The 11,932-nt window shown below is 73.1% G+C and carries 11 protein-coding genes; 4 read left to right on the top strand and 7 right to left on the bottom strand.

Annotated features, from left to right (window positions below):
* Nucleotides 1-80: 80 nt before the first annotated feature.
* The 4 genes from OG538_RS06175 to OG538_RS06160 form a co-directional block, all read right to left on the bottom strand.
* Nucleotides 81-1,301 carry an MFS transporter gene (locus OG538_RS06175; RefSeq protein WP_406090950.1) on the bottom strand — a complete coding sequence of 407 codons (1,221 nt, stop codon included), beginning with the start codon at nucleotides 1,299-1,301 and terminating at the stop codon, nucleotides 81-83.
* A 178-nt stretch (nucleotides 1,302-1,479) separates the two neighbouring features.
* On the bottom strand, nucleotides 1,480-2,553 hold the full coding sequence (locus OG538_RS06170; protein ID WP_406090948.1) for a hypothetical protein: 1,074 nt from the start codon (nucleotides 2,551-2,553) through the stop codon (nucleotides 1,480-1,482).
* Nucleotides 2,550-3,236 (bottom strand): response regulator, encoded by a 687-nt coding sequence (locus OG538_RS06165; protein WP_406090946.1) that lies wholly within the window; start codon nucleotides 3,234-3,236, stop codon nucleotides 2,550-2,552. The genes OG538_RS06170 and OG538_RS06165 overlap by 4 nt, the downstream gene beginning before the upstream one ends.
* On the bottom strand, nucleotides 3,233-5,572 hold the full coding sequence (locus tag OG538_RS06160) for a histidine kinase (RefSeq protein WP_406090944.1): 2,340 nt from the start codon (nucleotides 5,570-5,572) through the stop codon (nucleotides 3,233-3,235). The genes OG538_RS06165 and OG538_RS06160 overlap by 4 nt, the downstream gene beginning before the upstream one ends.
* A gap of 235 nt (nucleotides 5,573-5,807) precedes the next feature.
* Between OG538_RS06160 and OG538_RS06155 the strand changes: the two genes are divergently transcribed.
* Both OG538_RS06155 and OG538_RS06150 read left to right on the top strand, forming a co-directional pair.
* Nucleotides 5,808-6,257: a DUF5707 domain-containing protein gene (locus OG538_RS06155; RefSeq protein ID WP_406090942.1), complete on the top strand. Its 450-nt coding sequence runs from the start codon at nucleotides 5,808-5,810 to the stop codon at nucleotides 6,255-6,257.
* A gap of 218 nt (nucleotides 6,258-6,475) precedes the next feature.
* A complete protein-coding gene (locus tag OG538_RS06150; protein ID WP_406090940.1) occupies nucleotides 6,476-7,036 on the top strand; it encodes a dihydrofolate reductase family protein in 561 nt (186 codons plus the stop codon).
* 67 nt (nucleotides 7,037-7,103) lie between these two features.
* On the opposite strand, the gene OG538_RS06145 is transcribed toward OG538_RS06150, so the two are convergent.
* From OG538_RS06145 to OG538_RS06135, 3 genes are all read right to left on the bottom strand, one after another.
* Nucleotides 7,104-8,657: a peptidoglycan-binding protein gene (locus OG538_RS06145; protein ID WP_406090939.1), complete on the bottom strand. Its 1,554-nt coding sequence runs from the start codon at nucleotides 8,655-8,657 to the stop codon at nucleotides 7,104-7,106.
* 287 nt (nucleotides 8,658-8,944) lie between these two features.
* On the bottom strand, nucleotides 8,945-9,673 hold the full coding sequence (locus tag OG538_RS06140; protein WP_406090937.1) for a nitroreductase family protein: 729 nt from the start codon (nucleotides 9,671-9,673) through the stop codon (nucleotides 8,945-8,947).
* 70 nt (nucleotides 9,674-9,743) lie between these two features.
* Nucleotides 9,744-10,205: a nitroreductase family deazaflavin-dependent oxidoreductase gene (locus tag OG538_RS06135; protein ID WP_406090935.1), complete on the bottom strand. Its 462-nt coding sequence runs from the start codon at nucleotides 10,203-10,205 to the stop codon at nucleotides 9,744-9,746.
* Between the two features lie 214 nt (nucleotides 10,206-10,419).
* Here OG538_RS06135 and OG538_RS06130 point away from each other — a divergent pair, with 214 nt between their 5' ends.
* Nucleotides 10,420-10,653: an acyl carrier protein gene (locus tag OG538_RS06130; RefSeq protein WP_406090933.1), complete on the top strand. Its 234-nt coding sequence runs from the start codon at nucleotides 10,420-10,422 to the stop codon at nucleotides 10,651-10,653.
* Nucleotides 10,650-11,897: a beta-ketoacyl-[acyl-carrier-protein] synthase family protein gene (locus OG538_RS06125; RefSeq protein WP_406090931.1), complete on the top strand. Its 1,248-nt coding sequence runs from the start codon at nucleotides 10,650-10,652 to the stop codon at nucleotides 11,895-11,897. Before OG538_RS06130 ends, OG538_RS06125 begins: the two co-directional genes overlap by 4 nt.
* Nucleotides 11,898-11,932: the final 35 nt, after the last annotated feature.

Genomic DNA, 11,932 nt, shown 5'->3' with positions numbered 1-11,932 from the left:
GGACCTCGCCATCACGTTTCCGGTGGGCGGCGAGGCCCGTTACGTCACCGGTCGGACCCCGATGGCCGACGGCGGTGAGATCAGGCTCCGCCGACCGCGTCCGGGGCCCCCGCTCCCGCCGCCCGGGAGCGACGGGCCCCGGCGCGCGCCACCGCCGCCGCGCACAGCAGCGCCGGGGCCGCCGCCAGCGCGAAGCACAGTGCGAGCGGAAGCCGGTCCACGAGAAGCCCGATCACAGCGCTGCCGCCCGACGCTCCCGCGTTGAACGCGGTGTTGACCCAGGCGCCCGCCTGGGTGCGCCGGTCGGCGTCGACCGACTCGTCGGCGATCAGATACGCGGTCGTGAGCGCCGGAGCGACGAACAGCCCGGCGACTGCGACGACGGCGACCAGCGCATACAGATGCGGCGACACCCCGGCCACCATCAGCGCCGCACCCAGGGCGGCGGCCACCACCGGCAGCCGCACCCGGCCCGCCGACTTCCACCGGACCGCCCCGTAGGCCAGGCCGCCGACGGCGCTCCCGGCCGAGAGGGCCGCCAGTACCCAGGACACCGCCGCCGGCTGATGAAGCCGGTCGGTGAACGCCACCACCAGCAGATCGAGCGCCCCGAGGCACAGCCCCACGGCGGCCGTCACCATGACCGCGTGGCGCAGCGCGACGATGCCGTGCAGCCGCAGCCGGGGCGCGGCAGGCGTACCGGCCGGGGGCCGCTCGGCAGTCACCCGCTCCCGGGACACCGCCGGCGACGACACCAGCGCCGCCGCTCCCGTGAACACGAGCACCGCACCGGCCAGGACACCGGCGGCCGGCTCGGTGACCGTCACCACGATCCCCACCAGCAACGGGCCTGTCACATAGAGCAGTTCCTCGGCGACGCCGTCCAGGCTGTACGCACGCTGGAGCAACTCCCGGTCGGACACCAGGCTGCTCCAGAGCGTCCGCATGACCGGCCCCAGCGGAGGCGTGCAGGCGCCCGTCGTCAAGGCGAGCGCGCTCAGCACGAGAGGCGGGGCCCCCGGCCGCCAGGTGACCAGGGCGAGTACCGCGAGCAGCGCCGCGTACAGCCCCGCCATCGGCGGCAGGGCCCGGCGCGGCCCGTGCCGGTCGATCAGAGCCGCACGGGCGGGGGAGAGGACGACACTCGCGGCCCCGAACAGGGCCAACGCACCACCGGCCACGGTGTACGAGCCGGTGGCGTCCTTGATCGCGAGCAGGAGGGAGAGGGGGACGATTCCGTACGAGAGCCGCCCCAGCAGTGCGGCACCGAAGGTGCGTGCGGCATGGGGGGTACGGAGCACGGTCGCATACGAAGGCGCGCGCGAGGGCGCGGGAGAAGGCGTGAGCACGATGACGTTCCTCGTGAGGGCAGCGCGGAGAGCCGGCGCTGCGGGCGTGCGGGACACCGGAGTGCCGCACCCGGCACTGCGGGTGCGACCGGAGCGGGGCCTATGCACGAGGAAGGAACATGCGCGCAAGTTAGCAGCACGCACGAGGCGGCGGCAAAGGGGCCTGCCCGGTGATGTCCGGGTTGGCCGCCAGCACGGCCTCCGTGGCCTCCTCCAGGCGTGGCAGGAACCGGAGGACCCGCTCGCGCCGCTCCAACAGATCGGCGGTGCAGGTGATCCCGGTGAGCCCGGCGACGGCGGCCTCGAACGCGGGCAGCCGCGCGGCGTGCAGCGCCGGGTCGTCGACGGCCAGCACCGTGTGGCAGCGCGCGAGCGTCGCGACGATCCAGAACACCGCCTCACGGTGCTCGCCCCGGTCCAGGAGTTCCACGCTGCCGTCGACCGCGAGGGGACGCGCCGGCCCGGTGAGGTCGCTGCTGAAGAAGAACGGGGTGCGCGACACCGGGACCGTGGCGTCGAACGTCCGTCTCAGCTCGCCCACATGGTGCCGCACCACCCGCTCGGAGACCTCGGCGCAGCCGAGAAGTCCCAGCAGTTCCGGGTAGAGCTCCGGCTGCCCGTACTCAATGAGCACGTCGCGCACCGCCCGGTAGCGCAGCCGGACGGTGGGATTGCGCAGTGCGGCGACCAGCAGGACGTGCGTGGTGACCCCGGTGGGGAACATCCAGGCCGGTACCTGCTCGTGAAAGGGGGCGGAGGCGTCGAACGCCGCCAGCCGGCCCTCGACGCGCCGGCGGGCATCCAGACACCGGCGGCGCACCCAGCGTCGCTCGGCGAATCGGGGCGAGACGTCCGCGTACAGGGCGCGCAGCTCGCCGGTGGGATCGTCGATCACCGTGTCACTGCGGAAACTGCCCGCCAGGTGGTACGAGGAGAGCACGGCCTCCGGGTCGCGCAGTTCGGCCCACGGCACGTACGAGATCTCCAGCAGGGCGCCCCCGTAACGGAGTTTGCCGGGCTTGGCGGGCGGGTCGTCCTCCTCCGTGACGACCATGACGTCGACGTCGGAGGAGGGCGGCAGCTCGGCGTCGCCGGGCCGGCCGACGGTCGAACCGCTGAAATACGCCCCGCGGTAGCCGGGGGCCGGGCGGGCGTAAGCGGCCACCCAGCGGGTTGCGGCGGCGCGCGCCGCCGCGACCCTCACGACGGAACGCCTCGGGACCGGTCCGGCCGGGCGAGTCCTAGATCGTAGGCGAGGATCGTCGCCTGCACCCTGTCGCGCAGCCCCAGCTTGCGGAGCACCGCGTTGACATGGGATTTCACGGTACCGACGGTGATGCCGAGGTGACCGGCGATCTCCGTGTTGGTGAGGCCGGCCGCGATCAGGGTCAGGACGCCCTGCTCACGGGCGGTCAGGCTGTCCAGCTCGCGTGGGGTGCGGGCGCCCGGGATGCCGGCGCCCGGTGCGGACGCGTAGTGACCGATGAGCCGACGGGTGGCGGACGGGGCGAGGACGCTTTCGCCGGCGGCCACCACCCGGATGCCGTCGAGCAGTTCGCCTGGGCGCACGTCCTTGAGGAGGAATCCGGACGCGCCGGCGCGCAGGGCGTCGAACACGTACGCGTCGAGGTCGAAAGTGGTCAGCACCAGGACGCGAGGGGCGCCGGGACGGCCGGTGATGATCCGGGTCGCGGCGATGCCGTCGAGTTCGGGCATGCGGACGTCCATGAGGACCACGTCCGGGGCCAGTTCCCCGGCCAGGCGCACCGCCTCGGCCCCGTCGCCGGCCTCGCCGACCACGGTCATGTCCTCCTCGGCGTCGATCACGGCGGCGAATCCGGCCCGTACGATGCCCTGGTCGTCGACGACCAGCACGCTGAGGCTCATCGTTGTCCCTCCTCGTCGTTCCGCAGCACGGCCGGTGCCGCGGTCAGCGGGAACCGTACCCTCACCGGGCCCGACGGGCCGCCGGCGAGGCCGCCGCCGATGACGGAAGCCCGCTCGGCCAACTGCCGGCACAGAGCGGAGCGCACGGAATCCGGCACGCCGGTCGCCGTGAGCGTCAGCGCCGTGTCGTCCGCGTCGAGTGTCAGCACCATGGGCTCCTCGCCGCCGGCCGTGATGATCGTCTCGCATGCATGGTAGGCGGCCAGGTCCACGGTGGTGGGCAGCCGTCCCGGCATGCGGTCGGCCGTCCGTATCTCGACCTCGCGTCCGGTGGCCCGGATCTGATGGGCCAGCAGGTCGAGGGCCTGGAGGGTGGGCTGCGGCCGGAGCGCGGGCGGATCCGCTGCCTCGCGGGCCGAGTCGAGCAGGGCGCGCATCGCGGCGAGGGCCTCGCGGGCGCGGTCGGCGACCGCGTCGAGGCGGCCCGCCTCGGCCTGCGTGACCATATCGGCGGTGCGCGCCAGCACGGTGGTCTCCAGCCCGTCGGCGATCCGGCGGCGCTCCGCCCACGCGTCCCGCACCGCCTCCTCGGTCCAGGCCGCGAGGTGCTCGGCCTGCGCGTCGGCGGCGGCCCGGATGCGTCGCCCGCGCAGGGATCCGCCCCACCATGCCGCGCCGATCACCAGGGCGGCCTGGACCGTCGCCCAGGCGGCGAGCGCCCAGACGGGGATGCTCGCGCCGCCCCGGTGAAGGAAGGCGGCGGTCGTGGCCGCCGCATGCACCACCACGGCCACAAGCGGGGCGGCCGGCAGGGGGATGCGGGGGCGTACGCCGGTGTCGGGCGAGCCGCCCGCGGTCGCGCGGGCCGCGGCGGAGGCGACGGCCGCGCAGCCGGCGGCCATGCTCAGTACCAGGGGCAGGAGCACCGGACCGGTGTAGTCGCCCACGGCCATCGCCACCGGCCAGAGCAGGGCGAGGCCGAGCACGGTCCCCAGGGTGGCGGCGGGCGCCCGGCGCCGCCCCAGCAGGACCAACGCCTGCGCCGCGGCCAGCAGGGCGAAGAACACGCCTGCCGACACCCGCTCCTCGCTCGATACGTCATCCGCCCGGACGGCCAGCATGGGAACCAGCGGTTGCAGGACGAGGAAGACCGCGGCCGTGAGCTGTGCGAAGCGGTAGCTCCACGGGACCGGCTGCTCCACCGGGGCCGCGCTCCTGCCCGGCAGGACCGCATGCACCTCCCAGCCGCCCTCCACCGTCGGGCCGCTGGTCAGAGTGCCACCCGCTTCCCGGGCCCGGGAGCGCAGAAAGCCCTGGCCCCGTCCCGAACCGAGGCCCGCGCCGTGCGCCGCCGCCCCCGCAGGGGGCACCGCGCTCGTGATCAGGACCTCCGTGCGCAGGTCGCCGTACCGGCACGTCACGGTCGTCGGCGCACCCGGGGCGTGCCGCGCCACGTTCGTCAGCGCCTCCCGCACGATGCCGAACACCGCGTCGGCGACGGTGCCGTCCGGCAGCGAATCGATCTCGCACTCCACGGTCCGGCCCAGCCGGGAGAACCCGGCGGCCAGTTCCAGCAGTCGCTCCCTCGGCGACGGGAGCTGCTCCCGCGAGGGTGCCGGAGCCCGCACCGCACCGAGGGCCCGGGTGACCTCACGACCGGTCTCGGCAGCGAACCGGAGTGCTTCGCCTGCCAGTTCGGGGCGGCGTTCACGCAAACCGAGGGCAGCCCCCGCCGTGACGACCACGGCGGTCAGGTGGTGGGCACTGACATCGTGCAACTCGCGCTCCATCCGCTGCCGTTCGGCGCCGGGGAGCCGATGGCGCTCGGTCTCGGCCCGGCTCAGCAGTTGCGCGGCGGTCCGTCGCGCCTGCCGGGCGCGGCGCACGAGCAGCCCGGCGGCGCACGCGGCGGCGTACAGCACGGCCGTCAGGGCGAGGTCGAGGCCGTTGCGGTCACTGAGCCCGTGCAGATTGAGGTTCTGCACAAGCTGCCAGGCGGCGAGCGCCGGCACGCACAACAGGGCGGTGAAGGTGTCGTGTTCGCAGGCCACTGTGAAGAGGGCCAGCGCGACACCGGCTGTACCCAGGACTGCCACGGCGCCCGCCGGCAACGGACCGGCTCCCAGGGCGCAGGTGGCCGCGACCAGGACGAGGGCGGTCACCGGTCTCGCGTGCCGGGAGACGAGCGCCCCCGTCACCAGTCCGGCGACGAGAGCCGCCCCGAGAAGTGCGGACCCGGCCGGGACGGTCCCGCGTATCAGGGCCGTCCCCGGCCACACCGCGCCCTGGGCGCAGAGCAGCAGGAGCGGGAGCAGTCGGTGGTCGGTTCGATTCATGACGGAGCAAGGCTATGACCGCGGGTGAGTGACCGTCCTGCGACCGGAGGCGGACCTCCGTCTCCTACCGGGGTTGCAGACCCTGCACCCGCGGTGGGACGTCGTGGTCGTCCCGCGGCCCGAGGACCGCGGGCACCCGTCGGCCCTAGGCTCGATCACATCGGGAAAGCGGCCGGTCACCGGCTGTTCCGCGCTTCCCGCCCGTCAACGCTCCCGTCGATTCAAGGGGTCACCCATGTCCAAGCGCATCCTCGTTCCGTCCGTCATCGGTGCCATCGCCCTCGGGGCCCTCGCCGCCGGCGGGTACGCCGTGGCCTCGGCCCCCGCGGGGCCGAGCGTGGAGCACGGTTCAGCACGGTATGCGGCTCCCTCCCCGCGTACTGCCGGGGCGCTCACGTACACCGCGGACGTGACCGACGACTCGGGAGTGCGGAGCCTCAAGGTTCTTGCCTGGCCGCGGAGTTCGAAGCTCGACCCGACCGAGGCGGAGATGCGGTTCGTGGAGGCGGCCGTCTGCCGCAGCACCTCGGACACCACCTCGCGCTGCACCTACACACTGAAGGTGACACAGCAGGAGGCGGCCGGCCTGGCGGAGGGCGCCTGGGACGTATCGGTGCTGGCGACCGCCAAGGACGGAGGCACGACGTTCGTGCCCCGCGCGGCCACGTTCGCCATCACGCGCTGACGTCAACGCCGCCTGACGGTCGCGGGGGCCGCCCCGGTCCCCAGGACCGCTCCTGGTTGCGGAGCGATCCTGCGGCTCCCGGGCCGGGGGTTCGGGAATCCGGACCCCGGTGATCGGCAAGCGCTGCCCTCAAGGTCCCGCGCCTGTGATTCTCCGCCGGGTATGGTCGGGTTCGTTCCGCAGGCCCGTCCCCGAAGTTCCGTCCGGTGAGGTGCGCGATGCGAAAGATCATCTATTCCATGTCGATCTCCCTCGACGGCTTCTTCGAGGGACCGGACCGCGATATCAGCTGGCATTGCGTCGACGACGAACTGCACCGCTACTTCAACCAGCGGATCGCCGAGCTGGGCGGGTTCCTCCACGGTCGGGTCGTCCATGAGCTGATGGCCGATTTCTGGCCCACGGCCGACCAGGACCCGGCCAACGCCGGGCCGGTGGCCGACTTCGCCGTCATCTGGCGGAACATGCCGAAGTACGTCTACTCCCGGACGCTGGAGCGGGCCGACTGGAACACCACCATCGTCCGCGAGGTCGTGGCCGAAGAGGTCAGGGCGCTGAAGGAACAGCCCGGCGGCGACCTGGGGCTCGGCGGCGCCGACCTCGCGGCGTCGTTCGCGGCGCTCGACCTGATCGACGAGTACCGGGTCTACGTCCACCCGGTCCTCATCGGCCGGGGGAGGTCCATGTTCCCGTCGACGGACTCCAGGACCTCACTGCGGCTCGCGGGAACCCGGACCTTCGGCAGCGGGGTCGTGGAACTGCGGTACGAGCGGGCCTGAACGCCGTCGCCGGTGCCGAACCGCGGGCCGTGAGACCGGTGGCCCCGGCCCGGCACCGGCGCATGGGTCAGCGTCCCGCCTGGAGGGCCGCCCAGGTGCCCGGTCCCACGATGCCGTCGGCCGTCAGGCCCCGGCTCGTCTGGTAGCTGCGCACCGCGGTCGCCGTCCCCGGGCCGAAGCTCCCGTCGACGCCGACCGTCGACCCGAGCGCCGCGGTCAGTGAGCGCTGGAGCCGCTTCACGCCGTCGCCCGACGCACCCTCGGCGAGCGTGGGCGTGTCGCCGGCCGAGAGCAGGGCCGTCCAGGTTCTGGCGCCGACGATGCCGTCGGCGTCCAGGCCGTGCGCCGACTGGAACGCCGTCACCGCGCCCTCGGTGGCCGGGCCGAAGCTGCTGTCGGCCTCGCCCGCCGGGTAGCCCTGCGCGTTCAGCAGTGTCTGAACGGCCTTGACCTGGGCGCCCGTCGAACCGCTGCGCTGTGTCGTGTACGCGGTGAAGCTCAGCTCGTCGGCACCGGTACCGCCTCCGGTGCTCCCGCCGACCAGCTCCATGTAGCGGGTCCAGTCCCAGTACGGGCCCGGGTCGGTGTGGTCGTTGCCCGGTGCCTCGCTGTGCCCGATGATGTGCGCGCGGTCCTTCGGGATGCCGTACCGGTCGCACAGGTACGCGGTCAGGGCGGCCGAGGAGCGGTACATCGAGTCCGTGAACCAGGACGGGTCGTCGATGAAGCCCTCGTGCTCGATGCCGAGCGCCGACGCGTTGGCGCTGCGTGCGTGGTAGGCGGTGTCGCTGTCCCGCACCATCTGGGTGATCTGGCCGTCCGACGAGCGGACCACGTAGTGGGCGCTCACCTCGGACACCGGGTCCTGGAACCAGCTGATCGAGCCCGCGTACGAGCCCTGGGTGACATGGATGACCACCTTGTCGATCGCCGCCGTGCGCCCGGTGGCGAAGTTGTTCGGGTCGGCCGGCACCCACAGCGCCGACGGGTAGTCGGCGCTCCTGGAGCTCGGGCCGGCGGTGCTGAGCGCACCCTTGTGCGGTGAGACCGGGCGGCCCGTCACGGAGATCCGCTCGCCGTCCGGGGCGACGGTGTCGAGCCCGTCCGCGAGGAAGGTGTAGACGGTGTCGGCGTAGAGGGCGGCGGCCGCGCCCTCGGCACCGCTGTACCGGGCGACGGCCGGATACCAGGAGCCGAGGTCGTCGCGGTCCCGGGCGTCCAGCCCGAGCCCGTCCGCGTATCCGCGCAGCACCGCCGCGCCTCCCAGGATGTTGGCCGCCGTGTCGGCGCGGAGCTCGGCGCGGGGCTTCCCGGTGAGGGCGGCGGCCCGCTCCAGGGTGCGGTTCGTGGGGTTGCTGACCAGATGCATCACGCCGTAGCCGTTGGCCTGGCTGGGGCGACCGGAGTGGCCGTCGAGCCGGGTCTCGCCGTATCCGACGGCGGCGAGCAGATCGCGGGGTACGTCGAAGGTCTCGGCGGCCTGTTCGAACGCCCGGTTCATCGGGTGCCCGTCGTCCGTCGAGGCCAGGGCCGGAGTGCCGGTCGCGGCGAGGACGGTGGCGGTGAGGGCCGCCAGCACGGATGCGCGGGCCTTGGTGTGGGCGGCGGCGCGTGTGGGCATACCTGCTCCTGCTCTGTGGGGGAGAAGAACGGCCCCCGGGCCCGAGTGGGGTGGGCCGAGGGCCGAAGCCCGTTCAGGCTATCCATCTGTCCAGAGCATGACAATCACATCTACGCGTGTCGAACTGCCTTTCACCCCAATGGAGTTGAGGTGGCGGCGGGGGGAGTCGGCATCGAGGTGCGCTGCTCGGGACCGAACCGCGTCGCCGTGGGTCACGTCGCCCGGACCGAACAACGCCGCCCGGTCCGGAGCGGCGTGGTCCGGACCGGAGCGGCGGGACGGCGGTTCTACCAGCGGTCGCGGTGGATGACGTCCGCCACCGGGCGGCGCCGGACCGGTCCGAAGTTGCCCTGCGGCCATCCGACGGGAATGGCCGCGAAGGTCTGCATGTCCTCGGGGATGCCGAGCGCTTCCTTCCACTCCTGCTCCAGCATCAGGTGCCAGATGGTGATGTTCGCCGCGAGTCCCATTGCGCGGGCGGCGAGCAGGATGTTCTGGACCCCCGGGTACACGCAGGACCCTTCGGCCAGCGCCTGGAAACGGGTCTGGGTGCTCATCATGTGCTCGACCCCCGCCGGACCGAGCGCCTGTGCGTACGCGGCCAGGCCCTCCTCCTCCATCCGGGGCTCCGGGAACCGGTAGCAGGGAATGATCAGCGCCGGGGTGTCGGCGAAGTGGTCACGCTGGTACTCGATCGCGGCGACCATCCGGCCGTACGCCGCGTCGTCCATGCCCTTCGGCGCGTACTTCCCGGTCGTCGCGAGATACGCGTCCACGCACCGCTTCCACAGGGGTGCGAGACGCGCCATCACCTCGCGGTCGGTCACCACCACGTACTCGTAACACTGCATGTTGCCGCCGCTGGGACCCCAGACGGCGGCCTGTATGAGCTGCTCGAGCGTCTCGTCCGGCAGGGGCTCCGGCTTCAGGCGGCGCATCGCGCGCATCGTGGACATGGTGGAGAACAGGGCCTCGGTCTCGGCCGTTCCGGCTTCCCGAGTCGTTTCGATCTTCATGATCGCGGAGTTTACGGGCGAAGTCCCGCTGTGAGGAGGGGCGAAGCCCCGCCGTGAAGAGGCCCGTTGATCAGTCCGCCGTCGGGGCGGTGCGCCGCAGCCTGACCACCGGGATGTCGCGGTCGGTGCCGCGCCGGTACTGCGCGTACCGCGGGAAGACCTCCACCAGGTGCGGCCAGACCCGTTCCTTCTCGTCCGCGGGCAGGGTCTCGGCGACGGCCGGGAACCGCTCCGGGCCCACCCGGAGTTCGACGGCCGGGTTCGCCACGAGGTTCAGGTACCAGAGCGGATGGCTGTCCGAGCCGCCGTTCGACCCCACGACGAGATAGTCGTCGCCGTCACGCCCATACATCAGCACCGTGCGCCGCACGGCGCCGCTGCGCCGCCCCACGTAGTCGAGGAGCAGGCAGGGGACGCCGAGCTGTGTGGTGCCCTTCGTCCCGCCCGACGACTCGTACAACTCGGCCTGCTTCGCCACCCAGGTGCTCGGGCTGAGCTGTGCGGACGCCTCGTCGCCGTTCTCCACTGTCATGCCGCTCTCTCCCTCTCGCGTACCTTCCGACCCATCGTCGCACCCCGGCGGATTCGCACACCTGGACAGCCCCCCACCGCACGGGGGAACGTGGGCCGGGCCCGCCGCCGACAGGGCGTATAAAAGGTTCCTCCGGACCAGCCGGCGTCCCCCGATGGCACTCACCACCCACGCGGCAAGGCGTCACCGCGTACGACAGCGGAGGAGTGCCCCCTTGAGCACGGCAGACGAGATCAGCACCTTGCTGGTGGCGAATTTCGGAACCGACCCGGTGGCGATCCGCCCCGACGCGTCGCTCCGTCAGCTCAGGCTGGATTCACTGGCCCTGGAGGAGTTGCGGCTCCTCATCGAGGACCGGATGGGCATCGACCTCGACGACGTCCAGCTGACCTCGCGCGACACCGTCGGCCGACTGGTCGACGCGGTCCACCGCAAGGTCGCGGCATGACGGCCCCCTACCGCCTTGAGCCGTTCGCCGCCGCGGTCACCGGCATCGGCCTGGTCACCGCGGCCGGCGCCACCGCCGCCGACACCTGGCGCGGGGTGTCCGAGGCCGCGGACGCGCCCTCGGTCCTGCACCGGCCCGAACTCCACGACCTGCCGTGCGACTTCATGTACACCATCACCGGCCTCGACACGAGGGCCGTGCTCGGGGTCGCGACCCAGCGGCTCATGGACCGCTTCTCGCAGCTCGCCGTCATCGCCGCCCGCGAGGCCGTGGCCGACGCCGGGCTCGACCCGTCGGTCTGGGACAGTGGCCGCGTCGCCGTCGTGATCGGCTCCGCCCACGGCGGACTGCCCTTCTACGACGAGCAGCACACCGCCCTCGCCGAGCGCGGGGCCCGCCGGGTCTCCCCGAAACTCGCCCCCCTCACCGTCGTCAACGGCGCCGCCAGCAGCGTCGCCACCGACCTCGGCGCGCGTGGCCCCAGCCAGGCGGTCTCCACCGCCTGCTCCTCCGGCACCGTCGCCATCGGTACCGCCCACCAGATGCTGCGCACCGGTGCCTGCGACATCGTCGTCGCGGGCGGCGCCGAATCCGTCTGCTGCCGGCTGCTGATCGCCAGCGCCTGTCAGCTGAAGGCCGTCTCCACCCGGCGCGACGACCCCGAGGCGGCCTGCCGGCCGTTCGACACCCACCGCGACGGCTTCGTCGTCGGCGAGGGCGCCGGCCTCCTCGTCCTGGAGCGCCCCGAGCACGCGGCCGCCCGGGGCGCCACCGTACGCGCCCACATCGCCGGCTACGGCGCCTCCAGCGACGCGTACTCCGCCGTCGCCCCGGACCCCGAAGGGCTCGGCATCGAACGGGCCCTGCGCGCCGCGCTCGCCGACGCCGGGGTGGCCGCCGCCGACATCGGCCACGTCAACGCCCACGGAACCTCCACCGTGGCGAACGACCTGATCGAGGCGACGATGCTGCGCCGGGTCCTGGGCGAGCGCCCCCTCGTCACGTCGACGAAGGCGATGACCGGCCACACCCTCGGCGCCGCGGGCGGCATCGAGACCGCGCTGACCGTGCTCGCCCTCCAGCACCAGCTCGTGCCGCCCACCGTCAATCTCGACGCCCCCGACCCGGAGATCCCCATCGAGGTGGTGAGCAAGGAGGCCAGGGCGGGTGCGTTCGACGCCGCCGTCAAGACCTCGCTCGGCTTCGGCGGGCACAACGCCGCCCTCGTCCTGACCAGGGCCTGACCGCGCAGCGGACGCACTCACCAAGGACCAAGGAC

The sequence above is a fragment of the Streptomyces sp. NBC_01013 genome (genome assembly GCF_045162765.1).
GTDB lineage: Bacteria > Actinomycetota > Actinomycetes > Streptomycetales > Streptomycetaceae > Streptomyces.
Note: the sequence above shows the minus strand (reverse complement) of the source record. Positions and strands in the feature narration are given on the sequence as shown.

Excerpts from the sequence above, each read along its gene's own strand:
- OG538_RS06165 (WP_406090946.1), bottom strand. The coding sequence starts at position 3,236 with ATGAGCCTCAGCGTGCTGGTCGTCGACGACCAGGGCATCGTACGGGCC.
- OG538_RS06135 (WP_406090935.1), bottom strand. The coding sequence starts at position 10,205 with ATGACAGTGGAGAACGGCGACGAGGCGTCCGCACAGCTCAGCCCGAGC.
- OG538_RS06145 (WP_406090939.1), bottom strand. The coding sequence starts at position 8,657 with ATGCCCACACGCGCCGCCGCCCACACCAAGGCCCGCGCATCCGTGCTG.
- OG538_RS06150 (WP_406090940.1), top strand. The coding sequence starts at position 6,476 with ATGCGAAAGATCATCTATTCCATGTCGATCTCCCTCGACGGCTTCTTC.
- OG538_RS06140 (WP_406090937.1), bottom strand. The coding sequence starts at position 9,673 with ATGAAGATCGAAACGACTCGGGAAGCCGGAACGGCCGAGACCGAGGCC.
- OG538_RS06160 (WP_406090944.1), bottom strand. The coding sequence starts at position 5,572 with ATGAATCGAACCGACCACCGACTGCTCCCGCTCCTGCTGCTCTGCGCC.
- OG538_RS06155 (WP_406090942.1), top strand. The coding sequence starts at position 5,808 with ATGTCCAAGCGCATCCTCGTTCCGTCCGTCATCGGTGCCATCGCCCTC.
- OG538_RS06125 (WP_406090931.1), top strand. The coding sequence starts at position 10,650 with ATGACGGCCCCCTACCGCCTTGAGCCGTTCGCCGCCGCGGTCACCGGC.